The 25,279-nt window shown below is 48.9% G+C and carries 27 protein-coding genes and 1 tRNA gene; 6 read left to right on the forward strand and 22 right to left on the reverse strand.

The genetic code is table 11. The annotated features are described in order from the left end of the window. Positions 1-685: 685 nt before the first annotated feature. From ACN0YH_RS18540 to ACN0YH_RS18560, 5 genes are all read right to left on the reverse strand, one after another. Positions 686-1,198 carry an ExbD/TolR family protein gene (locus tag ACN0YH_RS18540; protein ID WP_417381074.1) on the reverse strand — a complete coding sequence of 171 codons (513 nt, stop codon included), beginning with the start codon at positions 1,196-1,198 and terminating at the stop codon, positions 686-688. Between the two features lie 58 nt (positions 1,199-1,256). Continuing rightward, positions 1,257-1,727 carry an ExbD/TolR family protein gene (locus tag ACN0YH_RS18545; RefSeq protein ID WP_417381075.1) on the reverse strand — a complete coding sequence of 157 codons (471 nt, stop codon included), beginning with the start codon at positions 1,725-1,727 and terminating at the stop codon, positions 1,257-1,259. Between the two features lie 72 nt (positions 1,728-1,799). Beyond that, complete coding sequence (locus ACN0YH_RS18550; protein WP_417381076.1) at positions 1,800-2,684, reverse strand: MotA/TolQ/ExbB proton channel family protein; 885 nt, start codon at positions 2,682-2,684, stop codon at positions 1,800-1,802. 164 nt (positions 2,685-2,848) lie between these two features. Further along, entirely contained in the window at positions 2,849-3,895 is a 1,047-nt protein-coding gene (locus ACN0YH_RS18555; RefSeq protein ID WP_417381077.1) for a tetratricopeptide repeat protein, read from the reverse strand. Positions 3,896-3,971: 76 nt separating this feature from the next. After that, on the reverse strand, positions 3,972-7,595 hold the full coding sequence (locus ACN0YH_RS18560) for a hypothetical protein (RefSeq protein WP_417381078.1): 3,624 nt from the start codon (positions 7,593-7,595) through the stop codon (positions 3,972-3,974). A gap of 508 nt (positions 7,596-8,103) precedes the next feature. Here ACN0YH_RS18560 and ACN0YH_RS18565 point away from each other — a divergent pair. After that, positions 8,104-8,188, forward strand: a tRNA-Ser gene (locus tag ACN0YH_RS18565). 311 nt (positions 8,189-8,499) lie between these two features. Here ACN0YH_RS18565 and ACN0YH_RS18570 read toward each other — a convergent pair. Then, the gene (locus ACN0YH_RS18570; RefSeq protein WP_417381079.1) at positions 8,500-9,603 is read right to left on the reverse strand and encodes a tyrosine-type recombinase/integrase; all 1,104 of its coding nucleotides are present in this window, start codon (positions 9,601-9,603) and stop codon (positions 8,500-8,502) included. A gap of 5 nt (positions 9,604-9,608) precedes the next feature. Further along, positions 9,609-9,860, reverse strand: a complete 252-nt coding sequence (locus ACN0YH_RS18575; protein WP_417381080.1) for a helix-turn-helix domain-containing protein — start codon at positions 9,858-9,860, stop codon at positions 9,609-9,611. A 187-nt stretch (positions 9,861-10,047) separates the two neighbouring features. On the opposite strand from ACN0YH_RS18575, the gene ACN0YH_RS18580 reads away from it, so the two are divergent. Beyond that, entirely contained in the window at positions 10,048-11,364 is a 1,317-nt protein-coding gene (locus tag ACN0YH_RS18580; protein WP_417381081.1) for a hypothetical protein, read from the forward strand. A gap of 217 nt (positions 11,365-11,581) precedes the next feature. On the opposite strand, the gene ACN0YH_RS18585 is transcribed toward ACN0YH_RS18580, so the two are convergent. The 14 genes from ACN0YH_RS18585 to ACN0YH_RS18650 form a co-directional block, all read right to left on the reverse strand. Next, complete coding sequence (locus ACN0YH_RS18585; protein ID WP_417381082.1) at positions 11,582-12,247, reverse strand: HesA/MoeB/ThiF family protein; 666 nt, start codon at positions 12,245-12,247, stop codon at positions 11,582-11,584. Further along, entirely contained in the window at positions 12,244-12,849 is a 606-nt protein-coding gene (locus ACN0YH_RS18590; protein ID WP_417381083.1) for a hypothetical protein, read from the reverse strand. Before ACN0YH_RS18590 ends, ACN0YH_RS18585 begins: the two co-directional genes overlap by 4 nt. After that, positions 12,794-13,849: a hypothetical protein gene (locus ACN0YH_RS18595; protein WP_417381084.1), complete on the reverse strand. Its 1,056-nt coding sequence runs from the start codon at positions 13,847-13,849 to the stop codon at positions 12,794-12,796. Before ACN0YH_RS18595 ends, ACN0YH_RS18590 begins: the two co-directional genes overlap by 56 nt. A 90-nt stretch (positions 13,850-13,939) precedes the next feature. Then, a complete protein-coding gene (locus ACN0YH_RS18600; RefSeq protein ID WP_417381085.1) occupies positions 13,940-14,164 on the reverse strand; it encodes a MoaD/ThiS family protein in 225 nt (74 codons plus the stop codon). A 223-nt stretch (positions 14,165-14,387) separates the two neighbouring features. Then, positions 14,388-14,603, reverse strand: coding sequence for a hypothetical protein (locus ACN0YH_RS18605; protein WP_417381086.1), 216 nt, complete (start codon positions 14,601-14,603; stop codon positions 14,388-14,390). A 97-nt stretch (positions 14,604-14,700) separates the two neighbouring features. Next, on the reverse strand, positions 14,701-14,949 hold the full coding sequence (locus ACN0YH_RS18610; protein WP_417381087.1) for a hypothetical protein: 249 nt from the start codon (positions 14,947-14,949) through the stop codon (positions 14,701-14,703). Positions 14,950-14,959: 10 nt separating this feature from the next. Beyond that, positions 14,960-15,901, reverse strand: coding sequence for a hypothetical protein (locus ACN0YH_RS18615; protein ID WP_417381088.1), 942 nt, complete (start codon positions 15,899-15,901; stop codon positions 14,960-14,962). A gap of 25 nt (positions 15,902-15,926) precedes the next feature. Then, positions 15,927-17,423: an AAA family ATPase gene (locus tag ACN0YH_RS18620; RefSeq protein ID WP_417381089.1), complete on the reverse strand. Its 1,497-nt coding sequence runs from the start codon at positions 17,421-17,423 to the stop codon at positions 15,927-15,929. A 47-nt stretch (positions 17,424-17,470) separates the two neighbouring features. Then, positions 17,471-18,109 (reverse strand): ATP-dependent endonuclease, encoded by a 639-nt coding sequence (locus ACN0YH_RS18625; protein ID WP_417381090.1) that lies wholly within the window; start codon positions 18,107-18,109, stop codon positions 17,471-17,473. Between the two features lie 26 nt (positions 18,110-18,135). After that, positions 18,136-18,330: a DUF2997 domain-containing protein gene (locus tag ACN0YH_RS18630; RefSeq protein WP_417381091.1), complete on the reverse strand. Its 195-nt coding sequence runs from the start codon at positions 18,328-18,330 to the stop codon at positions 18,136-18,138. Continuing rightward, the gene (locus tag ACN0YH_RS18635; protein WP_417381092.1) at positions 18,327-18,695 is read right to left on the reverse strand and encodes a DUF1257 domain-containing protein; all 369 of its coding nucleotides are present in this window, start codon (positions 18,693-18,695) and stop codon (positions 18,327-18,329) included. The genes ACN0YH_RS18630 and ACN0YH_RS18635 overlap by 4 nt, the downstream gene beginning before the upstream one ends. Before the next feature lies 1 nt (position 18,696). Next, the gene (locus ACN0YH_RS18640; RefSeq protein ID WP_417381093.1) at positions 18,697-19,266 is read right to left on the reverse strand and encodes a hypothetical protein; all 570 of its coding nucleotides are present in this window, start codon (positions 19,264-19,266) and stop codon (positions 18,697-18,699) included. Between the two features lie 448 nt (positions 19,267-19,714). Continuing rightward, positions 19,715-20,260 carry a hypothetical protein gene (locus ACN0YH_RS18645; RefSeq protein ID WP_417381094.1) on the reverse strand — a complete coding sequence of 182 codons (546 nt, stop codon included), beginning with the start codon at positions 20,258-20,260 and terminating at the stop codon, positions 19,715-19,717. Between the two features lie 60 nt (positions 20,261-20,320). After that, a complete protein-coding gene (locus tag ACN0YH_RS18650) occupies positions 20,321-21,040 on the reverse strand; it encodes a DUF4339 domain-containing protein (protein WP_417381095.1) in 720 nt (239 codons plus the stop codon). A gap of 308 nt (positions 21,041-21,348) precedes the next feature. Between ACN0YH_RS18650 and ACN0YH_RS18655 the strand changes: the two genes are divergently transcribed. Continuing rightward, positions 21,349-21,570 (forward strand): helix-turn-helix domain-containing protein, encoded by a 222-nt coding sequence (locus tag ACN0YH_RS18655; protein WP_417381096.1) that lies wholly within the window; start codon positions 21,349-21,351, stop codon positions 21,568-21,570. Between the two features lie 6 nt (positions 21,571-21,576). Here the strand turns inward: ACN0YH_RS18655 and ACN0YH_RS18660 are convergent, their stop codons facing one another. Then, the gene (locus ACN0YH_RS18660; protein ID WP_417381097.1) at positions 21,577-21,891 is read right to left on the reverse strand and encodes a hypothetical protein; all 315 of its coding nucleotides are present in this window, start codon (positions 21,889-21,891) and stop codon (positions 21,577-21,579) included. A 957-nt stretch (positions 21,892-22,848) separates the two neighbouring features. Between ACN0YH_RS18660 and ACN0YH_RS18665 the strand changes: the two genes are divergently transcribed. From ACN0YH_RS18665 to ACN0YH_RS18675, 3 genes are all read left to right on the forward strand, one after another. Further along, positions 22,849-23,451 carry a hypothetical protein gene (locus tag ACN0YH_RS18665; protein ID WP_417381098.1) on the forward strand — a complete coding sequence of 201 codons (603 nt, stop codon included), beginning with the start codon at positions 22,849-22,851 and terminating at the stop codon, positions 23,449-23,451. Between the two features lie 256 nt (positions 23,452-23,707). Next, positions 23,708-24,091, forward strand: a complete 384-nt coding sequence (locus ACN0YH_RS18670) for a hypothetical protein (protein WP_417381099.1) — start codon at positions 23,708-23,710, stop codon at positions 24,089-24,091. 271 nt (positions 24,092-24,362) lie between these two features. Next, positions 24,363-25,279, forward strand: a 917-nt coding sequence (locus tag ACN0YH_RS18675) for a helix-turn-helix transcriptional regulator (protein WP_417381100.1), incomplete at its 3' end; no start/stop codon positions are given.

The following is a 25,279-nucleotide window of genomic DNA, read 5'->3' on the forward strand; positions in this document are numbered from 1 at the left end:
CGCATGCTGAAACTCATTGTAAAAAACAGGTGATTCAGGCCGATTTCAATCGCTTGAATCTGATCCAGTAACATCCCTGTTCTCCGGAAATGAATATCAGACATCCAGAGAGTTTGGGAATGATTTTGATTTTTGCTCAAACAGGCATTCTGCATACTGGGGCATTCCCGCGATGCATTCCGCCTTGTGAACGGTCTGGATCTGGAATAGTTCATCTCTCCAGACAGCAGTTCGTTCTCTCTGTAAATATTTTGAATAGTGACAGTCAGCCAGATTTCAATACAGGACCTCGTCTGCTCCTTCATTGAAACTTCATGGTTGCGACCGACCTTCACTCCTCTTGATCTTCACAGAGTACGAGGTAACAAAATCATTGTGTGATCTCCCAAACACACAACAGACATCAGCTGTTGTTTTACGGTCTGTTAAACCGTGAAATACAAAGCTGTTATTAAAAACCTTGATACCCATATCAGGCAAAGGATAATCGTACACTATAGCCAAACAAATATGCGGTTGCTACTGAAAAGGAAACCAGAACCATTGATTCCGACATGAATTTCATAAACATCCCATGAACTTGAACTCCAGGTATGTCTTTATTTCCACTTGTTTTACGAAATGAAAACAGCTCACAGACGGGCCTGTCTGTGAGCTGTTCGAATGATTTATTACCCTGAACTGCTTAGCTTCCCGCATTCTTACTACCCACCGGTGGTGCAAACTTGATTTTTTCGATGTAACGGATGATATGTTTCCCAGTAGGATCCAGGCGTCCGGTACACGCACTTACTGCCTTCAGTGTATATTCATAATGCAGGTTGTAATCGGCTTCCAGTTCGACTTCCATATCTTTGGTAATAGGACTTCCCGGTCTACCGATAATCTTCAGAATCTCATGATTCAAGCCAGAGAATACATTGGGACCGTTACCCAGGTTGAGTTGTCCTACCCGAATTGTATTGAGCGAACCATCTTCATTCGCTACCAACCTGACCTTAATATCAGTCTTGAGGACAGGCTCATCAGCAGAAGGCGCATTGTCTGTAATTGGCATATTTACATTAAAGTCACCTTCCGGCTCCACAATATTCAACGTCAACATAAAGAAGATCAGAAGCTGAAAGACCACATCAATCATCGGCGCCATCTGAGGCTCGATTTTTTCTGCTTCTCGACCTGAACTGCGTAACTTCATAGGAATTGATCCTGACAAATTAAAAACTGTTTCATCAACAGTAATCTTTTAAGGGTCGTCACTCGATTTTTTGAGTTGCTTTAAAAGCAAACTTGGTGAAACCGTTTTCCTGCGCCAGTTTAATCAGGTCCTGAACCAGACCTGTCTCGACCAGCGCATCGGCTCTCAGAATCACAGGCACATCATTCGGATCCTGATTTTTCTGCTTGTAAATACGGGCTTCCTGCTCGAACTTCGGTCCGAATTTCAGCACGGGAATCTGCTCGCCATTATAAAAAATATATGCCTGGGGATCTGTAATCTCCCCTTGCGAGTTCCGGTCAAAACCGATGTTCAATACCAGCTCGTCCGCGGCTTTGACCTCGGGAGGTTTTGCCAGGGAATCCGAAGGCAGCTTCACGCGCTCATCCGCCTGAATCTGCTCGAAGTTGGTAATCACCATGAAAAACGCGATCAGCTGGAATACGATGTCGATCATCGGCGTCATATCAACGTCTGCCACCGCCGGCTTTTTGGTTTTAATTTTCATTGAATCACTCTTTACTCAATCAGGGTTTGACAGGATGCAAAACGCATCCTGTCTGTTTGATCGATGACACCATTATTTACTGCTGGAGGAGAAGCGGTTCATCAGGCTTTCGCTGATCATGCCGACTTCCAGTGAAAAGCGGGCGACCCGGTTTCGCAGCAGGCTGTAGAAAATCATAGCGGGAATCGCCACGGTCAAACCTTCAAGTGTAGTAAACAACGCAGTAGAAATACCATCTGCCAGCTCCGATGGCTTAGGCGAAGTCGCTGAGTTGGCAATCGTCTGGAAACTCAAAATCATACCATAAACGGTACCCATCAGTCCGATCATCGGAGCGATCGCACCGATCAGGGCCAGGTAACTCAACTTGTGTTCCATGGCCATGTTTTCGTCTTCACCAACTTCCTGCATGCCCTCAACAGCCTCAGCGTAACCCTGGTTCAGCTTACTCAGACCAGCTGCCAGCACTCGTGCGGCAAAAGAGTCATCGCTTTTTGCCAGCTCATAGGCCCCCTGGTAATCCTTGTTATTTATTTTTTCTTCAAAGGCAGCGATCAAATCTGGAGGCATGAGGTTATCCCGGCGGATGGAAAGAACATTCGCCATGATTAAAGCTACCATCAGGAAAGATAGCAGCAACAGGATAAAACCAAAAAAGCCTGATGCCCGTATCATCCAGGACAGGAAGCTTTCCTGTGTAGCCGGTGCCGCATTACCAGCAGGGGCAGGAGCTTCGCCACCACCGGCAGCAGGTGCTTCACCCGCGGGTTCAGCAGCCGGGGCCGCTTCAGTCGCAGCTGGTGCCTCGCCCGTAGCTGGTGCCGCCTCGTCCTGAAAGGCCCAGCTGTTCGCTGTCAGACCAAACGGTGTCAGAACGACAGCCAGAAGTAACAATATGCTCAGGCTACGAAAAGCCAGTGAAGTCTGATTCCGTTCCAAGGAATTCCCCATCATCATCGTTGTGGTCTCCGGTCTACTGAAAGGAGTGTTAATCGTGGATATCTTGCAGTAGGACTGAAAGTGTCTTAAATGCAAGTGTGCTATTATTTATAGGCCGAAATTGCATTGTAAAGGGAAGACTTGACGAATCTTGCCAGCAATCTGACTTTCACGTCAATTTATCAGCTTTTAGTGGCTTTTTGCGTCCATTCACTGTCAGGATACTGCTGCTGCAGTACTGCTCGCGCCTCAGCACCCCGCTCTGGTTTCTGAACTTTACCCCAGAGTGTCGAAAGATGATACAAGGCTTCAGCATGCACAGCGGGTTCTGAAGAAAACAGGACGTCAACATGCAGATAGGCAATCAAAGCCTCTTTCGATTCACCTAAAGCCTGGTAGCAGTCCCCTTTTTTCAAATACGCTTCCGCCAGCAGACTGCTCTGCTGAGAACTGACATTTTTGATAATTTCATCCAGAACTTTAATGGCATCCTGAGGTTTACCATCTTTCTCCAGACAGATGGCACTCCCCAGTTGGGCGGCATGTTTACTTGCTAGTTCACTTGGCGTTTTGCCATCCATTTTGGCAACGGTTTCAAAGGCAGCCAGTGCTCCTTTCGTATTTCCCTGAGCCAGCAAAACCCGCGCTTTCATATTCTTGGCGTCCATCTGGTAATCTTTCCAGGGGGAGCGTTCAACCGTACCAAAGGCGGAGTTTGCAGCGACATAGTCTTTTTTCGCCAGGTAGGATTCACCCAGCAGTTTCATCGCCGGATAATAACTGAAGTGATCTCCGTTGGCTTTGACAAAATCATCCAGAAGTTTAATGGCGTTATCGAGAACCGCAGGATTTGATTTTGCACTGCGGGCGGTGGCACGGGCAGTCATGTACTGCAAGCTCTTTTTCAGATTCGGACTCGCGGAGCTTTCAGCTTTCTTATATTCTTCCAGAGCGGCTGCATAATTGCCGTTCTGTTCCTGATTGCGAGCAATATTCAACTGAGGAGGCTCACCCTCCCAGCGAACGCGTTCAATTTCATTCGCTGGTATTTTGACATCGGATGCTCCGCGTTTTAAAGTCAGCTCAGTTTTCGTGTAACCGCTGATGTCTCCCAGTAACGGGCTGCTGCCATCATACTGATAAATCGTATCTGCAGCAGTAGCATTTGACGCCGTCAGAATTGACATTCCTGCCAGCAGAATCAAACTTGACCAGATCGGACGTTTCATGAGTTCATTGCTCCTCAACGATAATTGATGTCTCATCTCGGGTAGATATCTCTTCAGTATTCGAACCAGCCGGAAATCAGCTGTCCTGGGATTCGCTTTCGGGACGAGGTCGTGACGATTTCTGTTGTTTTGCCTGAGCCGCCTTTTTCTTGGCAATCGCCGCTTTCCGGGCTGCAATTTCTTCAGGCGACATTTGTGCCAGCTTAGCTTTACGGGCAGCGATTTGCTCTGGCGTCAGCTTGCGTTTTTCGTTTCCGGAATCAGTTTTCTCAGTCGGCTGCCTGCTTTTGGATTTCTCAGGTTTAGCTTTGCTGCCTGGTTTCTCTACAGAAACGTCAGGCTGAGATGATTTTGGCCCTGTCGCTCGACCTGGTTTTGAACTCGGAGGTGCAGGAGCGGGAATATCAGATGGCATTGTGACATTGGTCGCCAACTGATATGAAGTTCTTGGTGCCTTCTTCCCCGGTTTTAAGCCAAAGAAGTAAAACGCGGCGGCGCCGCCAACCCCTACCAGCAGAACCAACACGATGATCATAGTATTGGATCCGCCTGCAGCCTGTTCCGCCGGTTGTTGTGCCACTTTCTGTCGGGTATCTGCCGATGTTTCTGTTTTCAGTGGCGTCGCATCATTGGAGGCCACTGTTTCACTGACACTGACACGTCGCGCCAAATCCTGTGGATCTTCACCCATGTCAGTCTGGATCTGTCGATACAGCTGGTTGAACCGATCCCAGACATCTTCCGGCAGGTCGACACTGATCTGGCCGAACACATTGATTTCGGATTTAGCGCGTTCCAGCTTATCAGCATCATTGACAGCGATCGCATACTTTCGCAGCGACTCTACCTTATTATACTGAGCATCATAATACATTTCCTTCAGATCTTCACGACCTGGTGATTCCATTGCATTTTGTAGAAGTCGGCCCAAATAATTCCAGCCACGAATGACTGCCCCATTTTCCAGCTCCATCCCGTTAATGGCATCGAGATATTTTTTATTGTTATCGCCTTGACCGCTTGAGGCCCAGGCCTGCAGAAGGCTAGCGGCTTCAAACTGCACTTCAGGTGATTTATCTTTTTCTTTGAGTATCGGTGCGAGCAGTTTCAAAGCAGCTTCGTATTCTCCCTGTTCCCGCTTACAGTTCACCAGACGCAGGGTAATCCCCACTTGAAAATTGCCTGGGATAAAATCGCCGGTCGCCGCCTGACGCTTCAGGATCTCTTCAAACGCTGCAGCAGCCTTATCATAATATCCACGGGCTACCGTCGGGTCTTCACTGGCTCCCTGTCCCATGCCGTAATAGGTTTCACCTATCCAAACGAGTGAGCCATAAGTTTGATCTTTGCGTTTGAAGATATCTGTCAGGAATGTTTCCAGCGATTTTCGGACATCGTTAATACGTTTGGTGTCACCGGCTGTTTTCAGGCGTTCAATCTCTTCGGTGATTTTCTCACCCAACTGACGGTACATTTCAGTAATCGATTCACCACCGGAACCTGAGGCGGATTCTTCCAGTTCTTTCATCGCTTTACGCGCCAGATCAATTTGCTGCAGACCAATATAGCCACGGAGTTGTAACTGGTAGACCAGGTTCGCGAACTCGCTGCTCTGCACACCTTTTGCAGGCCGTTTTGTCCCTTTTGCAACATGAATGGCTTTTAGAACCGGATGCGGGTCTTTTGCCAGAATGTCAATTGCTTCCTGATATTTTCCGTTATTCAAGGCAATCTGTGCCAATGATGTCTTTGCAGCAGTTAAATTTTCAGGAGTCTTTGCAGTTGGGGGCACCGCTTTCAATGTCGCCGCAATTCCAGTGCGTAGATGTTTCTCTGCTAAATCTGACCACTGCTTTGCATTCTCCGGTTTTGTTTCGGAACGACGCGACATTGCAGTCAGGTAGCTGTTCCAATAGGCCTGGCCGGCTCTGATCTGGGCATCCGTGTATTGCGGAGCGGCGGGTGGAACCTGTGAAAACCATTTTGCTGCTTCAGCAGGCCGTTCGGTCGAACTGTAAATATTACCCAGCTGAATCCGGGCATCATTTGCACGTCCACTTTCAGGCCATCTGCTGGTAATCAGGTTACAGATCGCCTCCATATGTTGATTGTCAACGTAACGGAGATCCTTGGGGGAATCATTATAAGCCTGCAGATAACCAGCCAGAGCCAGGTAAGCGGCATCCAGTGACATGCCGCCATTCACTTTATCGTCACTCTTCGCGACGAACTCTGCCAGAATTGCACATTCATAACTGCGTCTGAGATTGTAATAGGTGTAACTCAGCAGAAAACGGGCATGATCCAGTTCTTTCGGATCAGTTTTATTATCCGCCAGTTTCAAGGCAATTCTCAGGATACGGGCGGTTTCTTCCATAAACTGAGTCAGCTCGACCTGTGCTTTCTTTTTATCCGCTGCTGACTTTGCTGCTGCCAGTTTGTCTTTTAACCCTTTGGACTGCTTGTTGCGGTCTTGCCCCAGGCCATAGGCTGTTGCAAAATCCTGAGGATCCCCGCCAGAACTCCCCTGTATCTTTGCATTGATTCGCCCCACCATCAGTCGGGAAACATCGCGATATTTCCCCCGGAACGCATTCACAAACCGGGCATTCGACAGGGCTTGTCTGAGAATCCGATCCTGATCACCTTTTTTGGTGCTTTCCTGATTAGCTAAAGCTTCCTGAGCACGCGCCAGTTCCCAGGTAATTCCCTGCCCAATGGCAGTACGACTGCGGGAGCGATTTTCTTTCAGCCATTGTTCTGCTTCATTAATAACCAGCTGATAGTCTTTTTTCTTTTCGTCATTCAGACAGATCAATCGGAACTGCAGACAGTTATCTTTTAATGCTTTGATAGCCGAGGACTTACCAGGGTGCCCCAGCAATTCGTTGTAGATCCCCAGGGCACGTCCCAGTTCACCCTGTTCTTCAAAACATTTCCCCTGCCACATCCGGGCATATAAGCCGCCCACCTGGCTACGATAGCGTTCATGAATCTTGGCATATTCTTCAGACGCTTTTTTCAGGAGCCGATTAAAGTCAGCACTGCCGGGATCGTAAGTCTGAGCTTCTGCATAAGTACATTGTGCCAGATCCAACTGGGCACTCATGAACTGGATTTCCGCTTTGGCCCGAGCCTCGTATTTAGCTGGTTCTTTCTGTTTGTCAATGAAAGTCGCAGGAAATGATTTCCAGGTTTTTTCATGCAGATTAAAGGCTTTCTGGAAAATATCTCTGGCCTGTGCCACCAGCTTTCGCGCTGCTTCCTGATGGGCTTTTTTATTATTCTGTTCCGCAGGCGACTGGGCTTTGCGGCCTTCCACTTCCGCTTTTTCCAGAATAATTTTACCACGTTCGGTATTCGCAGTTCCCGCCATGGGATGATTGGGGTACTGCTTTGTGAACAACGCTAACTGTGCCAGAGCCAGATTTAATGTTTCTTCCTGCTCCTCTGGCAGTTTTTGAGTCCGCGAGAACATCATCAATGTCATCGCACGTTCAAAGGGAATCAGTTCCTGAATCTCCTTTGGTGTCGATTTATCAGCGGCAATGGTATCAAGATACTGTAATGCCGTGTCATGATAGTTTTTATCCCGTAATCCCTGGAGAAATTCGAGATATTGTTCTTCTGCGGAAACGGAAGAAACCGTTGCCAAAATCGTAAACAGACTCACGATTGAAACAAAATGGAATAGACGCATATTATAAATTCCATCGCTAATGAACGGATGAACCGAGGTCGTGAAAGAGAGGACATTTTACCTGTGAAATCACGAATTAATAGGCAGCCACACAGAACATGGACATACCTCGGCTCTCATTATACCTACTTCATCTACTAAATGTTCGCTGCCAGATAGCTAATTTCTGTGAGAGTTGATTTTCCAAAGTTGATGGTGAACCATCCTTTACAGAAAACATCTATAAATTACAGCATATCCCGACAACAGAGAGTCTGCAAGAAAGATGCAGGGAATCGTTTATATTTCGAGCCCTTCAACTGGTTCTGACTCTATAACGGAATTCAGAGCAGGAGACACACTGATTTTCTTACGATAAAACAGCAAAGATAGTTGGCTGCGAAGCCTGGCAACAACAATCCTCCGGAGAGGAAGTTTTGGCTGTTCGAATTTGACGCTGGACAGTGATCAGACTATGCTGTCAGTTCATTCAGGATCCAGACCGCATTCAATCTATGATTTTCCAACCGGAGAGGTGACAGAGTGGCCGAATGTGCCGGTCTCGAAAACCGGTGTGCCGCAAGGTACCGGGGGTTCGAATCCCCCTCTCTCCGCTGTCATTTGTACACGACGGCTTTTGACCCTTTTTTTGTAGGACTAAACGATCAACCGGAATTGAAGATTCTGATTTTGTGCTAGATTTGTGCTGATCAGAAAACTGCTTCTTAAAAATCTGGTTCATGGTGAACCCTCCTGTAGAAAAACGTTTTGACATTGCTGTCGTACAAATGGGCCTGATCCATCAGGCCGCAATTAAATACGGGCCGGGGCTCTGAGACTTCCAGAGCCCCCGGCCCTGTGTTTTTTAAAGAACGACGTGCTTAAGGTCGCCGTCTCGTTCTAAATGCTCTTTCCTGGCCAGACACTATGCGTCAGGCCGATTCAATCTTTCCATCGCAGCCTGTGACTCCTGATCAGCAATATGCGTGTAGTGTTGCAGTGTCTTATGATCGACATGCCCCACCCATTTCCGAATAATTGCCTCAGGAATTCCTGCCACGATGGCTCGCGAAATAAAAGTGTGCCGGAACGTATGCAGGTGGCCGTTCAGTTCCAGCTTTTCCAGAGTCCGTTTAAGTGACTCCAGCAGCCTGCGTTCCGAGACCTGATGATCCCCCTGCGGATAATTGGGTGACGCTTTGGCCGTAAAGACCCAGCGACTGTGCCGGGTCTGTGATTGCAGAATCTCGCGTGCGCGTTCTGACATCGGTATTGTTCGCACGTTTCCGGTCTTGGTCGTCCAGTCATCCTTGGGCCGGATATGAATCAATCTCTGCTTCAGGTCCACATCGTCCCAGGTCAGCCAACGAAGTTCCCCGATCCGCATTCCGGTTTCCGCCAGAAAAGTAAATACCGGACGGTGAGTCTTGGAACTGAACTTAAGGATCTGTTCGGCCTCATCCCAGTTCCAGAACGGTTGCGGTTCCGTTTTGGGTTCAGTGTGCCTCAAACCTTCCAGCGGATCCTCGTTGATCATGCGACGCATCTTAGCAAAGCGGAACAGTCGCCGGATCACTCCAACTTCGGTATAAATCGTCTTGGGTTTCGCTCCTTTCTGTTTTCGATACTGTCGGTAGGCATCCACAAATCGAACGTCAAGCTGCTCTAACTTGTAAAGATTGCGCGATTCTGCAAACTCAGCGACGCCTTTCAAGACCTGCTTATATTTACTGATCGTCTTTGGACGACGGTCTTCTGTTTCACAGCTTTGAATTAGTTCGTCAACCGCATCGGTGATCAATGTCGGTTCGGAATCAACTGTTTTTACTGCATCTCCTTTTAACAGTTCTCGCTCCAGGGCAAGTGCCCTGGCACGCGATTCCTTCTTATTGGAAGTTTTCAGAGATTTGCGAATCTGTTTTCCACGAATCTGCATGTTGATATACCAGACACCGTTCCGGTTAAAAATAGATGCAATCTCCCCTACACGTTCGTAATTCGTATTGACGAATTCATTTTTCTTATTCATAATTTTTATATTCCTTTATTCATCGACTTGAGAATCAAGCGATCACGGAAAAAACGCAGATGCTTGCCGACCCGCTGAACGCAGCCCGTCAGCTTGCCTTCTGAGTTCCACTGATAAATCGTCGCCTTGGGAACGCTTAGTAGTTCCGCAGCTTGGACGACTGTAAGAATCGGTGGATACTTACCGGCCCACTCCCCGGTTGAAAAAGTCCTGGTGACTTCTTCCTGTGTGATTTTCAGAATTTGTCTTTTTGACATTTCTGATCTCCTGTTTTATGGAGTCATAAAAATGGGGGATCAGACGTCACACCAAATGTGGGTCTCCTCTTACATAGTGATTTCCGTACGAAATATTTTTCCTATGCGAGTCAGATGTCTGCAGGAATATAGCGCACAAACACCAGCTTTCACTTAAGCACTTATTTCAAAGGGAGTTACAGCAGTCATGGTCAGCAGAAACACAGAGGAAATTCAGTATGGGACGGTCCGGATCGAACATTTCGATTACTGGGATGAACCCTGCCCTATCCTGCGGAAGGCAATCAAAGTTGCAGATTCAGCCTCAATCTGCCGGTGGCGGCCTGAGGATGAAATCTGCGATCAATTACCAGATGATTTTGAGTTGAAGTTTCTTTGTCTGAAAGGAAGGGATTCCGTCCGGCGATTTATTCCCATGACAGGGAGCGATGCATTACTTGCCAATCTCTTTGCAGGAGGGCTGGCGATACTGAACCAGCATCAGCGACTCGGTGATGAACAACTCTGGAGCTATCGCATGATGTTTCTATTTTTTCAGAGAGTTAAAAAATTCAGTAATCACTGCAAAAGAAACTTCGCTGGTCCCATAGATTTGATCATTAAAAGAACGGGACGAGGGACTGCCGGTAGAAAAAATGTTCTGCCTGAGAATCTGGGAATCCCACACAGCAAAGATGGAGAGCCTTGGAGTATCACTAGATTACAGACAGAAGGAGAACTGTTGGCAAAAGAGAACGGTATTGAAAATCCGAACAGGCAACAGACTCTCAACTATGGCTTTTTTGCTGCAGCAAAAGCTTCACCCATCAGAATCACGGAATCTAAGGAAATTGAAAGCTTAATCCGAATAGCGTTATACAACGAGCAGAATACTGTTCCCTGTGACCCGGAATGCCAACACTGGATTGAAGATCGTATTCTGGCCGCACTGGAAAAACACCAGCATGATTCGCAGGAAGAATTTGATAACTGGTTCACCGGTCCCAAGAACTCATTTCTGACGCAAATTTCAAAGCAGAAGTGCCCCTTTGGAAAGCTCAATAACGATATGATTCGTTGGGCATTATTGGAGTTAGGCTGGAAGGCCTATCACTACGTAGGGAACTGCATTCATGCGCAGATGCGCTGCTTTCAGAATGCGTTGCCATCTCCCCTGAATGAGAGTGAGCGAAATATTTTTGAAATGGCTTACTTGAAGCAGGATTATCTGGGAGATTATCCCCTGTTGCTACTGAAAGAACGGCTTCCGTTCCTGACAGCACCGATGTTATCAGTCTTGTCTGGAGACGTTGATTTTGATTTTGTCGGAACCATTCATCAACTTCTCTATTACTACTCAGACATGACTGACATCCGACGTGATGCGGACCGGCGTACCCAGTTTATCAGCAAGGCCTGTGTTCAATATGGAGGGGTCAGCAATGCATATAAAACACTTGCAGATAAGGGAAGACTTGATCAAATTTTGGGCGATTCTAGAGACGATGATGGCTGGAACGACTGATCTCACCGCTGTCGGACGGTTTAGCTTGATGTTCTTGTTGCCACTGTATTACCAGTGCGGTCGCAATGGTGCGAGAGAATTCTCTGGCAGCGGGACTTAGTTCTTCTCCTTTTGATGTGGTTTTAGTTCCTGATTCTTGATTCATGTTTGTTCCTTTGCGGGAGTAGAGGCTTTATTCGTTTGATTGAACAACAATAAAAGTGAGTTCGATTTCCCGTCACTCGGCATTGAGTTCCATAGCGAGCAGGTTCAGCGTAATATTCTGGAGACACGGTAAACCGCGTAGCCAGCGTCCAAAGCACTGCAGCATCAACCCGGCAGCAATATTAGCCGTGTAGATGGTACCGTGGGCAGTACACCTTCCCTGCTGAGCCTCTTGTTGGGGAAACAGTGTGTCTGCATACTGCTTAAAGCTGAGTGGATCTGAGGCCGTCAGCACACGCATGATCTCTCCCTGCATACGACCATCACACCAGAACCTGCATTGTTTTCCAGCAGATCGCCAGATTGCGGCTCGCGCCGAGATGGAATCAACACAGCAGAACGCCGCTTCACCGATGGGGTTTGTTGCTCGAAAGCGATCGCTATGCGTCGTCACCCGAATCGATTCATCAAGCTCCTGTATGGCTCTGGCGGTCGCGTCCACTTTAGACTGTCCCAGATCCTGAGCCCGGTAGCCTTGAGTTGTGATATTGGTGGATTCCACCGTGTCAAAGTCAATCAACTGAATCTGCGGTGTCCCGATCGCCGCCAGTTGCAGTGCGACCTGACGACCGATCGCTCCCACCCCGATGACGGTTGCCGTCAGCTGAGAAAGTCGTTCCGCCGGGATCAGATCACTCTGTCTCTGGAAACGATCCGTAGTCACATTTAATGTATTCAAATTTGTTCTCCTTTCAATCCGTATTCAGCAAAGAGCCAGTCCTCTTCCCAGTCAAAGTCAGCGGCCTGATCAAAAGCAGACTGGGACAGACGACGGTTCTGTTGCGGATGCACATGACTTAAATATTCATCTTCCCAACATTCTGGATCGCATCCGGCAAATATTTGAGAGTAATCCCGTTTTACTGGGATTTCGTATTCGGCCGTCGGCCCCACATTAAATTTTAACCGGGCATATGTTCGTCCTCTCTTCGCCAGAATAAACATCACGGCCCAGTCGGATCGACAGAAGACGCGTTCAAAGGTTTCTTCATCCGTTTGGCTGGGAAGCGGACAATCTCCCGGATGCGTATGAATCCAGATCCGACCAAACTGTTCGGGACGGAGGCCCGCATCCACCTGATCGTCAAAGAAATTCGCCACCGCCTCATCGTCGAAGGCTACATGAGCCAACGAGCAGGTCTGTTCCACCAGCTGCAGGTCCTGCACCAGCAGCAGATCCTCATCTGATGTAATCCCAAAGCCACCAACTTCGGTGTCGCCATAATCACGCAGATACAACAGTTTCGCCCAGGCAGTCGGGCTGAACCGCAGTTGCGGCAACCGGGTTTGCTGCTGAGGGCTGGGTTTCCTGTAATTCTTCTTCTGTTTCTTCGAGTTCTTCTTCCGCATCACAGTCAGAGCACCTTTCATTTTCAAGTAAACAACGTTGGCAGCAGTCGGTATTACACTGTATGCACTGGTGCAGACAGGACGAACAGCAGTGGCCGTGACAGCTATCACAGTACGACAAACACTCATGGCAAAACGGACAATCGCAGTCCGAACAGTCGTTGGTGCACCCCGTGCAGAGAGTGATTTCACAGTTGTCACAGCGTGTCTGCTGGTTGGCTGCGATCACGTCAGCGCACTCGGTACATTCAACGCTGTCCCAGTCACTGAGCGCCACATAGGGGCTGTCGGAGTTATAAGTTCGTAACAGGCTGGCCACCATCGTAAAAAAATCAAACAGCCGCCCCTGTTCCAGCGACCGGCGTATGACTTGCTGTCCGTCCCCTTCACAGACCACGTCTGACTGAACATGTGGATGTGTGACACAATCATTGGTAAACGCCGGATGCGGGTCCCTGGCGATCACCCGATAAGGGGACCCGTTATCCATTTTCAGATTTGCATAATTGAGATGAATCTCAAATGGTCCCAGATAGACGCCTTCCAGTTCAATCGGTTCAGTGCTGACGGAAATGCATTGTTCACGGAGATCCAGTTGCCGCTCTCCGAATTCTTCTTCTATAGCCAGTAGTTCTGCATACAGTTCTCGGACAGAGGAATTCTGCTGCCGAGATGCATCAGACGACAATTCACCATGTAAAGTGGTCAGTTGCTGGATCAACTGGGTTACACCTGATTTCAGTTCTCGTTCCAACTTGGATGCAGCGAAATCCCAGCCTTTGCGTTGTGCCTGTTGGCGTTTCCGTATCAGCCGGTCACAGTGCCACCATACCTGGAATGGCATTTCATATAGTGATGGGGGTTCTTCTGATACCAGGCAGTGATGAATTCGACTGGCAGCCCGCCAGAATCGTTTTCGTGGATGTTTCATAATTCATGTTCTCCCATAAAATAAAAACAGGCTGCCGGAACCGTGATCCCGACAACCTGCCAAAGACGAAACACTTAACTTCAGGGACAACTAACTTATCGCCCCCTCAATCTTCGTCGGCGTTATGGAAATCCGGTCCCCGTCCTGTAACTGCTGATCCGGGGGACAAGGCTGGCGATTCACGCGAATCAGGTAATCGCGGGCTTCCGCATCTCCCATCTTCTGCTCAAAGAGTTGTGCCACCGTGGTTCCTGCGGGGACATCGATATAATCAGCGAAGCCACCGCCATCATTGTTGATCAATAAAAGTTTCATAAAAGGCTTTCCGTTTTTGTTTAAATTTGGTTAATAACACACACTGTTTGTTTATGTGAGCGGCCATCGTTTGCGACGTCGTTTCCTGCGGCGTGTATTGCCTTTCACACCCCGTCGTCCCTTGATGCGACCAGCGTGCAGCGTTTGCCGCAGGGTTGACTGCGAATTCGATCGTGCACTAAGGATCTTTGGGACAGTTCGACAGCATTCGCTCGTTTGAAGATCAGGCCACCACTGGTTCATGGTGTGCCCCTTGTTGCTCGGAACTCAGTCGATTGGTTTCCAGTTCATCCCAGTCGATCACATAAGGCCCTGATTCCTCTGCTGCGGGATCAACCGTCTCATCGGGCTCCGCTAATAAAAAGCCCAGACGTTTCACGGTCGACATGCTTTCGCCGGTTGCCAGGGCAACGGCCCGATTCAAATCTGCCTGTTTCATCAGTTGTCTCCTTCAAAACGAAAATGTTTAAACAAAAAAAGCCCCGGCCCTGCAGAAACGATTCTGCAAGACCGGGGCATACCGTTGTAAAATCCAATTACCCGAGGCCGGGGGAAAGCCAGTGCTGCTCCAGCCAGTCCATTTCAGCTTTCAGGGCAGCACTCCGCTGCGCGAATGGTCCCAGCTTGGGACCGTCGACCGGGGACAGGTCCAACAGCCACTGACCGGCTGCATTCGGTTCGACGTAAGAGCCACGTGAGATGGCCAGTCGACCGAGGGTTGCCAGGTCAATGGCTTCCGAATAAATGCAGTGCACTGTCCCCTGTGGTGAGATCAAAAGTTTCATGTTCATTCCCTCATTTGGGGGTTCGGATAATCTGCCGCCGCGGACGGTCGATCAACAGACCATCCAGGGCGGCCTGGACTCCGGACAGCTCAGAAGCCACCTGTTGCCGGAGTGTGTCTCGTTTTCGCAATTCCTGGGGCTGAATGCCCTGCACGATTCCCTGACACTGCGCCACCAGCACATCCAACTGCTCGTTGGACCGCACATTCAGGGAACGGAAGCGTTCAAAGAACTCGTGCAGGTTGCCGATAGCGGAATCACGAAAGACTTTGGGACGGCCATCGGCCTGGCCACTCAATCGATCCGTCAGATGCGACACCAGCTGTGACAGTTCTCCCAGAAAGGCATCTTCGGCCAGCCTGACTGCCTCTTCAAACCGCGACTGCACCCGCTGGCATTCCTGCTCGTAGAGTTCCGGGTTGAGTTGCCTGAGGTAATCAGGCGGTTCGACGCTGGGAAAGTCCCAGGAAACCTCGAACAGACCGATCAGGCTCACGGGATAATCATCGTCATTGAAGAGACTTCCCAGACGCTCTTGGGCTGCTGACTTCAACGACAGGTATTGTTCATCCAGTTGTGTGACCGCTTCGTTGAGTTCTACCACAAACTGGCGCATCTGCTCCTGAAAAGAATTCAGGGCATCCTGGCGCAGTAACCGTATCCCGGGTTCCGGAAAGGGGAGGCTGATGGAAGTCCAGTACGAGCGCACCCGCTGACGGACCGCATTCACGGCTCGGAAACGGGGATGTCCTGTATCCAGCAGTTTCTTGCCCGCACTCAGGAAGGTCCCTTCCGCACCAAACGATTCTGCAGCCTGGGTCTTCTGATCGCGTGTCAGTGACTTGCGTGTGCCGAACCACTCAAAACTGATACGCGTGGCACACATCGTTGATCGCAGCCGATCAATGGGATCGGTGCGGGTATTTACTTCTTCTAGAGCAGTCATGGTCATATTGTCTCCTTAAATAGAGTGTGGTTTAGTTTCTGTGGGGATCGCGTGAGAGATTTCGGCGTGAACGCGAGCCGGAACGTTCGTCGTTACTAAAAACGCCTGGCTGTTCCGCAGACAGACAGCGTTTGCTGGCCCAGCGTCTGAGACGGGCCACTGATTCGGCGGCTGTCACGGCCACAGGGACCACGTTTTCCGCGGCTTGAACTAAGGGCACATCAAGTAGTGCCGCCAGTCGACAGCAGGCCCGGATTTCCGAACCGGTCCAGTGCCGGTCGTCCGGCAAACGTTGATCGGATGTAAGACCAAACAGTTCACGGTAGAGACGCCAGATGGCCTGCTTCTGGTCATCTCCCGGTAAATCCAGAAAGAACAAAGCATCAAAGCGTTCGGCCCGCACAAACTCCGGCGGCAGTTTCGAAATGTCATTGGCGGTACAGACCACGAACACGTCTGAAGTGTGGTCGTTCAACCAGCCCAGCAGTGTCCCCAGCATGCGTGTGGAGACACCGCTGTCAGACTGACCGGAAGAGGCTGCGCCACCCAATCCTTTTTCGACTTCATCAATGAAGAGGACAGCCGGTTGCATGGCATCGACGATCCGGAGGGCTCTGCGAGTTCGCTCTTCCGTTTGCCCGACCAGCGCGCCCATTAGAGCCCCGACATCGAGTGTCAGTGTGGGACGCCCCGTCTCTTTTCCGAGAGCTTTGGCAAACGCGCTTTTGCCGGTTCCGGGAACTCCCAGTAACAACACGCCTCTGGGACGCACAACTGTCGTATCCTGGGAGCGAGATCGAAGAGCTTGCAGACAGAAGGCTTTGAGGGATGCCAGGCCTCCCAGACCAGCAAACGATTCTGATCCCTGGTGTAGGGATAACAGGCCGCTTTTCAGCAGCGTCTGCGATTTCAGCTCCAGTACGACAGAAGCTTCAATGCGCGCGTGCCGTACCAAGGAGAGGCTGAAAGCCCCTTCTGCTTCATAACGGGTCAGCCCTGAGGCAGCGTCCAGGACACACTCCAGTTCCGGTCCCTCCGGTAATTCATCGGCTTCCGTGGCGATACTGCGGGCAATTTCCAGCAGCTGATCACGATCAGGAAGATCATGCTCCAGGCAAACAAACAGTTTTTCCAGTTCTGTCGGGATTTGAACCAGGCTGGAAAGTATGACAATAAATGTCCGTGCCTGTTTTCCTAGTTTGATCTGTTGTGTCAGCGCCTGAATGATTTCCGGGGAATTGATAAAGCGGTGGAAATTCTTGAGAACCAGCAGTGTGGGCCGATCCGGATCGGCCTGACTGCCCAGACAGTGGATGGCTGCCAGGGGATCGAGGAGCGACGTGTCGCGGTCTTCGGCGAGTTCCGTTCCTTGCAGACCCCGGTCAATATCCCAGGAAAGCAGTCGCCAGTCTTCGCTGTGACAGAGCCGGGACATTTCCAGCAATGCCTCATCATGTTCGTGGCTCTGAATCCAGATTCCGGTAAAGCAGGCGCGTACGTTCTCCGCAAGACGTTCGGATAGTAACATAAGAGTGTCCTTGATGGATTGAAGTAAAAAGAAAGTGTGAGATGTGCTTAAGTGGTTTCAGCCAGTTGGCCGATCGTCTCCAGCCAGGAGATGATTTCTCCATCTGGATCGCGTTCCTGCAGCAGGGGAAGCGTCATCTGTTCGACTGCGCTGGTATTGAGCCAGTGCTTGGCTCGATTCCTGAGCCGGACCCGGATTCGACGAGTCAGTTGTTTCCAGCTATAGTCAGCATGCCGACTGTCGAATACCCGCTGCGCCACTTCCGATGCCACACAATCATGGTCACCGAATTCAAGAGTGATATCGGCGACAGCCTGAATGGCTTGCGGATGCAGGTAGTTCTCCAGACTCCGTTTCCGTGTCAGCACAGCACGACAACGGATGCGTTGATTAATCTGAGATATAAACTCTTCCCGCTGTTCCCTCTCAGGGGGCATTTCTCCGTCATAGAGATGGAATTCTGACAGTTGAAGTGGGGCCAGCCGCCTGAGCCAGGCCCGGGGGTGGCCGCCGATAGGCAAGAAAATGAGTTCCCTGTCGCGCTCCATCGCGGCCAAATCAGGGAGTGTGGGATGTGCCGAATGCAGGAGCGTCGAGATGCGGGTCAGAAATTCAATATCGTGGGCTCCTTCAACCACCACCAGCACACGAACCTGTGAAGGATCTTCGGGGATCGGGTCCGGCAAGACCTGAATATGTTGATTTGCGAAAGCTAATTCTCCTGTGTTAAATGGTTGGGTTGATGTTGAACACTCTGGTGGTACTCGGCGGTCAGCTGTTCTGAAGAGACCTTTCCCAGCACCGCTTCCAGAAACCGGCTGGCGTCTTTGCACCGGGAGCCGGTAAAGCCGTGGGTTTCGATGCGGGACTGACCATCGGTTGAAAATATGATGTCTATGGTTTTCACTGCTCCGCTCCAATCTGAATAGTGAGTTTAATGGAACCGTCGCTGAGCTCGTTTTCCAGGACGGAATGTCCCTTCCGGCGTGCCTCTAAACGACATTTTTCCACGCCGTAATATTGAAGCAGTCTGTTGAGCTGAGCTGGCTCGCCCCAGCGCCCCTCAAAGTTATCGAATCGAACCTGGCCCTGCTCGATATCGAAGACGACGGGATACCGCCAGTCGGGAAGACGGACGCAATAGCCGGTGGCTTCCCCACTAAACAGCGGAACGGTCTCGTGCACTGGCTCTCCCAATTCGAGTCGGCGACAAGCCAGGCCCAGGGCTTCGGCGTCGCGGACTTCTGTTTGAATGGTGACAATATGTGACATTTCAGTTTTCCCTTTCTGTAGATGAGGTATCAGGTGACAGGGGTAAATCCGTTAATCGGCGTTTGTCTGGCTTTATTGTGGTTGGTGGCACCAGACGTGGTTCCGCTGAGACCAGATCGTCCAGCAGTAATTCTGTGATCTCATTCTTGTCTGCCGGTTCAACCTTCTGCCGCAGCAACAGCCAGCAAATCAACAGGGGCAGCAGACTGACCACGACAAACGCCACCCTGGTGATTGCAGCCGCAATGATCGGATCTCGGTTTCTGCTGTCGGCGATTTCGCGACGGTCTGCTTCCAGCTGATCCCTCTGGTGTCCGATCTCGTTTCGCTCGGTCTGGATCTCACGCTGCAGGGTGACCATTTCCTTTCTAGCGTTGGCGTCTGCTTCCACTAGCTCGCGTGAACCAGAGGCGACTTCCTGCTGCAGTTCCGACATCCGGCGGTTTTGATCCGCCTGGCGTTCCAGTTGCTGGGTAGCCAGTTCTGCCACGCGAGCGTTTTCGTCTGAATTACATCCGATGCTTGTCAGCAGAATCAGAGTCAGTGTGATTTGCAGAGTCTGTTTTTCCATGTGCCCTCCAGCGTTGAATCAAGTGTCTGAGAATTCCCTGTAGCGCCAGTCGCAACCGCCGTTCCTTGATCAAAGCGACGACGGTCAGCAACAGTGCAACAGAGACGAACGTTAAAACCATGTATTCCAAGCAATGCTCCTTTCTGATAGAGGATGTGTAAAAAGCAAAACGCCCCGCATTCCAAAGAAATGCGAGGCGTTTTCACTGATGACGAATCTGTTTATGGGATCAACTAACATCGTACGATAGCTAATCTATCCCCTAAGTATTATGACACGTTTTGGGCCAAAATTTAGATAGATGAAACTCGCCTGATATCTAATATTTCCAGCTTGTGATATTCCTGGCTTGTTCTCTATTTCTTCATGTATTATGACGCGTTTTTCGCCATAATTTAGGTTGAGTGGAGATAAGCAACCGAGAAGTCTACATGAATGACGGCTCCAGCTAATTATTTCCGGAAAAAAAGTAACTGGCCCCACCACCGATCAGGTAAATCCCAATGAGAATCACAATCAGTCCTGCAATTCTATTGGCAACTGGCCTGTGTTCCGGGTTTCCTTCGGAATCATGGGCTGTCCCGGTCAGCATCGTGTAACAGCCGATTAAAACGACAGCGAAGCCACCGATGACCATCGAATAGGGTTTCACACCGTAGAGGAAGCGGAGAGCTGGTATCATTGGTGGTAGTTTGACTGTAATCCATGATAAGAATGCCACTCCCGCCAGGATGTTCCAGCCAGGCAAAGGGGGGACATTACTGTACTCGTCGGTAGGCTCTGGTTTTACAGGGACGAAGTCGGGAAATAATCCGATCTCGAATGCTTGATATTTCCGGCCGTCTTCATGAACAATCTCCGTTTCTGGCTTGATGTAGTCCAGCCCTACATATTCTACGAGTTCGTTATAAGAGTAAGGGCCTGCAAGTAGGCCCTGGTCATCAAATCGCCACTCTGTCGCTTCCCGGTTTTCAGGGATATTATTTTCACTCATAAGGACCTTTCTCTATTACCAGGTTCAAACAACATAGATCTCTATTATTTTGTCGCTCCCTCAGGTTAAGGGCAGATACCGTTCATTGCGTCGCAGCCAGAGAAGTGCGGTGACCATAAAAGTTGCTTCACACAATCCGACAACCACGACAAAGTAATCGATCAATTCAACTGCCACTGATTTAGTGGCAAAGTGACTCGGATCAGACATGGCGAAGAGTAATATCACCCCGAAAAGCATCAGAACCTGGACTGCAACGGCCACGACGATACTGAGTATGATGATCGTGATTCCGGAACGACGTAATGCTCGAAGGCGCATCCCACCGATGAACAGGGCAACGGTGATGACAAGTGATGTGAGCATACCGACAAACATTGCTAATGCATCCAAACCAGCCGGGGGAGAGTTTTCTACAAACACGAGTCCGCTGGTCAGACCTGAAACTGTATAGAACCACCATAACCAGGGAGACACCAGGAGGGTGTAGATACAGATCCAGTTTCCCATGGGGGGGAGCCTGGGGTTGGTGATCAAGGGCTCAATGGGATAGCTCTCAACCGGGGGATCCGGAGGAGATTGCACAGCGGCTTCTTCAGATCCAGAGACGAACTCACTCCAGGTAGACAGTGGCTTCCATTCCTTCGAATCTGATGAGTAGGCATAATCAGCCGAGCTGATTTTGCTTGATTTCAAGGCATCACGGATTTCCTGTTGAGACAGGGGACCTTCCGCCACACCATTCTTCGCCAGCCACCAATGGCGCTGGGGACATTCCATAGTTTTGTTATTTTCTTCGTGCATAAAACCTACCAATCTTATCTAGCAGAAATATTTTGTGATTACGTTTGTTTAAGGACTGCTGCATTTGCTGTATTCCCACTGAGCCCAGGATGACTCTCCTGGTGATTCCTGGATCTGGCCAGCTGTAAAATCAAGCTTTAGCAGTCGAAACTAATAAGGACTTTCATAACGTCTGTCTGCCTGTCGCCTGGTAATACGCGTCAACCTGTTGGACCAATTTACAGCAAGTCAATGATACTCATAGTCCGTGGTTTTATCGTCGCTGTCAAGTGTTAAATGCCTGCATGGCAAAACGAACAGATATACTGGTACGATTTGGACGGCGGGTCCGGGAACTGCGCAAAGAGCAAGGTTACTCGCAGGAGAATTTTGCCTACGCATGCGAACTGGATCGGACCTACGTCGGCGGGATCGAACGGGGGGAACGAAATCTTTCCTTACGGAATATCGAGCGGATCGCCGATACCCTCAAAATCAGCCTGGCAGAACTGATGGACGGGGTTTAAGGGAGTTTAGATCGCTGGATCAGTAACCAGGACGACTCCCAGTCGGTCAGCGGCGTCAGACTTCGTCTGGTCGGCAGCATCCGGGTTTTCAAACAGGCGGGGATTCTTCACCGATGTCGCCTCAGGGTTGCACACAGCATAGCGTAGACGTGCTGTCAATAACTGCTCACGTAGCCGCTGAATGTCTGTCTGGCCCCATGTCGGCACTCTTGGGGGGGCACCAGCATAGATCTCGAAAATCTTCGCATCTTCGAGATCCATTTCTTCATACCAGAACTGCAGAGCCGCTCTGATCAACATGATTTCTTGTCTCTGTAGCATAGATCTCCTTTCATAGAATTCTGATTTCATCCCAAGCCAATGTGGTTGAATTGAGGAACACCTTTCTGATTGAGGATTTTAATTGGAACACACCCACCTATTCGAGATGGACTTTTTTCACATTCAACAGAGATAAATATGGGGCAAATACTTACACAATAGCTAATATCTTCCCTATTTATTATGACACGTTTTTGGCCAAAATTTAGATAATAAAAGACAGTCGAAACTCAAATTTAAGCTGATCCGGTAATCGAATTAGATGAATGACCACAAACCATAATATGCTTTTGTTTTGTGAGTGTTCTAAATCGACAGCATTGAAAGATAAGGTTATTCATGTCGAAGCACTCAACTCATTTGTCGCGTTTGAACCCGATTTTGATATTCAGCCCCCCTCTCAAATTCGAAATCGGTGGAATTCTGTAGAAGATACGCTGAGCTGTCGAAGAGACCTTTGAAATTCTCAGACAGGTATCCGCCGAGGGGGCAACGCTCTTCAATTCATGACAATGCATGAGCGGAAAGAGTGAAATTCTCTACTTTACCTTTGCCGGGGCTAACAGAATCGAGTATTTCCCAGTCCCCGGAGTCGAGATGGTGATTTTCCACCTTCTAAAGATTCGGGGCGGTGATGCCAACAACCTTAGCGAGGGGCTTCTGGCTCAAACTGTTCTTCTTTCGAAGTTCTCGAAGATTTTCGCCGAATCGCATTCGCGCTCTCACCCTGCAAATTGCGAAACATCCTCACAAATGGTATTTTAACTGCAAGAAAAAGCAAGCAACAGAATTTAATCATGAAGACGGATTGTCCGGGGATCGGATGAGTCAAACAAGTACAATCAATGTCGCAAAATGTTTTGTTACTGAATTCCATTCTTTGAAAACGGTCCAGAGACATGACCTCCTCACTGGCAAGGTCGAAGTCACTATGAATTAAAAAGAGGCAGCATTCAGATGATTTACGTTTCATGTGAACTCTGGGCTCCCGTACGTCGTTTTGATGTGTACGACTATGTCCGCGGTCTCGAATTATCAGTGTATACACAGGAAGAAGACGAGAAGATTTTACTGGGCCGCTACCACGCAGAACTCCTACTACTCTCAGAGGCTGAATCCGATGGAATGTCATTGCATGAAGTCTGCGATACTCATTCTGGGGACATGGAACATCTCTATTGTTCTTTGTTCGAGCCGAAGGATGAAGAATTCCAACCAGAACTGGAACTCGATGAATTCACAGATTCAGTTCTCTTTTTATGGGATTCTGTGTTGCATCCCAAATTAAAAGCTTACGAAGCCGGTATTCTGGAAACCGTGGGAACTCTGTTCGGAAATGAGGCGGTCCTTGTTTTGCATAGGGATACCACCAGCCTGACCGATAAAGAACTTACCCACTCGGGATTTGCTAAAATCACCGGGACGAACTACATCTTCCGGCACACGGCAGTTCTATCACCATTCAATCAGGAATATCCTCAAGGAGTTGATGTCCCTTTGAAGTTTACCGCCAGTAAAGATGACGAACGCTGGGTACGGATGCGGTTGAGCGAGCAATGAGATGACCAGGACCTTTGTGAGATCCATGAACATCAATTCTCGATCCACATCTCTGTCTCCAATCGCTTGCCTCTGGTTGAAATGACAATCATATTCTTTGACGCACAGATAGATCGCGAAAAAATACTCAAATACGCCTTCGATAAACGCCAATTCAGCTATTATAGCGAACGAGACTTGGTCTCCCGGTTCATGTTCACTCAACTCCGACATGTATCTCACAGTTCCTCAACTACTTTCAGAAACGGAAGTATATATGGATTACGAAGTCGACTTAAACTTAAAAAATCTGGTAAAACTGATCAATGTATTAGAGGACCTTTCGACCTTTTCTTCATGTGGAGGACACGATAACCCAAATCCCAATCAACAACCGAGGGGCCAGTTTGTAATCAGTCTTCAAATCGAACCTACAAGAAGCGGATTAAACTCTCTTGGTCTGATTCAAACGGCAATCAATAGTCATCCACAAAATGAATCATTGATTCTTATAGCTTGGTTAAGTGCAAATGAACCAGATTCAGTTGCTTTTTCATTAGAGGGGCACAATAACGCTAAACCCGAGGTTCTGGCCGACCTGCTTCATTTAGTTATTGAAACATATGGAACATCGCCGCCATCAGATTGGAAGCCCACTTAATAGATTCATAAGTTCCTATTGTATAAAAAAATGCTTCATTCTAATCCCCTTGTGATTCAGCATATGTGCCCCAGTGACGGCAACCGTCTTCGGGACATATTGAGATGAAAGCTACCTGCTTACTCAAATTATACCTTTTCAACCTGCTTGACTTTCAATTCACATCTCGCCAGCATGAAGTGTACACGCGCAACGTGTGACACGATCTGACCAACCCCTGCAGTACACTACTGTCTAAAAGGAAACCGGTCTTCTCAACTTGCAAGGGCTCATGATGGCTGAATCTGCTCAACTGATGCGTCAATGGCGAATATTACAGATCCTTTCTCATCGTAAGCAGGGAGTCACACTTCAGGAATTATCGCAAGAAACGGAAGTATCGAGTCGGACGATTTCACGCGACCTGACGGTACTGAAAACTGTTGGATTTCCTTTATCAGAAGTCATTAGTGACCATGGAAAAAAGCAGTGGAAAGTAGCTGGAAATGTGGGCATCGCCGAATTGCAGTTTACATTAGAAGAAACAGCAGCCCTCTATCTGGGAAGGCAGTTTCTGGAACTGATGGCAGGCACCCTCTTCTGGCAGGGATCTCATAGCGCCTATCAGAAGATCAAATCAGCCCTCAGTAGTCCGGCTGTTCGTTTTCTTGAAAAACTGGCATCAGCGGTCCATTTGACGAATCATCACATTGTGAATTATGCAGAGCGTGCTGAACTCATCGATCAGTTGATGCTGGCAATTGAAGATCACCGATTGACTGTCATCACCTATCAGTCTCTCAGGTCGACTGAGCCTGTTACCTTATACGACATCCATCCTTATGCGCTGATATTTCACAAAGGAGCATTATATCTAATCGCCTGGTCTCTGGATCACGAGGCTATTCGGACTTTTAAAGTAGACCGTATTTCAGAAGTGGAAGTACAGCCGAAATTGATGACTTTTCAAAGGCCTAAAGATTTTCATCCTGCTAAATACCTGGAACATTCATTTGGTATTTTCACTGAGGAACGTGTACCTCAAACGATCAAAATCCGCTTTGCACCCAAAGTAGTCCGCATTTTACAGGAGAAAATATTCCATTCGAGCCAAAGACTCATTCAAAAAAGAGATGGTTCTGTCATTGCTGAGTACCAGTTGACTGGATTCAAAGAAATTCGCCCCTGGATACTGAGCTTCGGAAGACA

It is taken from the genome of Gimesia sp., from assembly GCF_048262075.1.
Taxonomy (GTDB): Bacteria; Planctomycetota; Planctomycetia; order Planctomycetales; family Planctomycetaceae; genus Gimesia.

Coding starts and splice junctions, on each gene's coding strand:
- ACN0YH_RS18540 (WP_417381074.1), bottom strand. CDS start 1,198: ATGAAGTTACGCAGTTCAGGTCGAGAAGCAGAAAAAATCGAGCCTCAG.
- ACN0YH_RS18545 (WP_417381075.1), bottom strand. CDS start 1,727: ATGAAAATTAAAACCAAAAAGCCGGCGGTGGCAGACGTTGATATGACG.
- ACN0YH_RS18550 (WP_417381076.1), bottom strand. CDS start 2,684: ATGATGATGGGGAATTCCTTGGAACGGAATCAGACTTCACTGGCTTTT.
- ACN0YH_RS18555 (WP_417381077.1), bottom strand. CDS start 3,895: ATGAAACGTCCGATCTGGTCAAGTTTGATTCTGCTGGCAGGAATGTCA.
- ACN0YH_RS18560 (WP_417381078.1), bottom strand. CDS start 7,595: ATGCGTCTATTCCATTTTGTTTCAATCGTGAGTCTGTTTACGATTTTG.
- ACN0YH_RS18570 (WP_417381079.1), bottom strand. CDS start 9,603: ATGAATAAGAAAAATGAATTCGTCAATACGAATTACGAACGTGTAGGG.
- ACN0YH_RS18575 (WP_417381080.1), bottom strand. CDS start 9,860: ATGTCAAAAAGACAAATTCTGAAAATCACACAGGAAGAAGTCACCAGG.
- ACN0YH_RS18580 (WP_417381081.1), top strand. CDS start 10,048: ATGGTCAGCAGAAACACAGAGGAAATTCAGTATGGGACGGTCCGGATC.
- ACN0YH_RS18595 (WP_417381084.1), bottom strand. CDS start 13,849: ATGAAACATCCACGAAAACGATTCTGGCGGGCTGCCAGTCGAATTCAT.
- ACN0YH_RS18600 (WP_417381085.1), bottom strand. CDS start 14,164: ATGAAACTTTTATTGATCAACAATGATGGCGGTGGCTTCGCTGATTAT.
- ACN0YH_RS18605 (WP_417381086.1), bottom strand. CDS start 14,603: ATGAAACAGGCAGATTTGAATCGGGCCGTTGCCCTGGCAACCGGCGAA.
- ACN0YH_RS18610 (WP_417381087.1), bottom strand. CDS start 14,949: ATGAAACTTTTGATCTCACCACAGGGGACAGTGCACTGCATTTATTCG.
- ACN0YH_RS18615 (WP_417381088.1), bottom strand. CDS start 15,901: ATGACCATGACTGCTCTAGAAGAAGTAAATACCCGCACCGATCCCATT.
- ACN0YH_RS18620 (WP_417381089.1), bottom strand. CDS start 17,423: ATGTTACTATCCGAACGTCTTGCGGAGAACGTACGCGCCTGCTTTACC.
- ACN0YH_RS18635 (WP_417381092.1), bottom strand. CDS start 18,695: ATGTCACATATTGTCACCATTCAAACAGAAGTCCGCGACGCCGAAGCC.
- ACN0YH_RS18640 (WP_417381093.1), bottom strand. CDS start 19,266: ATGGAAAAACAGACTCTGCAAATCACACTGACTCTGATTCTGCTGACA.
- ACN0YH_RS18645 (WP_417381094.1), bottom strand. CDS start 20,260: ATGAGTGAAAATAATATCCCTGAAAACCGGGAAGCGACAGAGTGGCGA.
- ACN0YH_RS18650 (WP_417381095.1), bottom strand. CDS start 21,040: ATGGAATGTCCCCAGCGCCATTGGTGGCTGGCGAAGAATGGTGTGGCG.
- ACN0YH_RS18655 (WP_417381096.1), top strand. CDS start 21,349: ATGGCAAAACGAACAGATATACTGGTACGATTTGGACGGCGGGTCCGG.
- ACN0YH_RS18660 (WP_417381097.1), bottom strand. CDS start 21,891: ATGCTACAGAGACAAGAAATCATGTTGATCAGAGCGGCTCTGCAGTTC.
- ACN0YH_RS18665 (WP_417381098.1), top strand. CDS start 22,849: ATGATTTACGTTTCATGTGAACTCTGGGCTCCCGTACGTCGTTTTGAT.
- ACN0YH_RS18670 (WP_417381099.1), top strand. CDS start 23,708: ATGGATTACGAAGTCGACTTAAACTTAAAAAATCTGGTAAAACTGATC.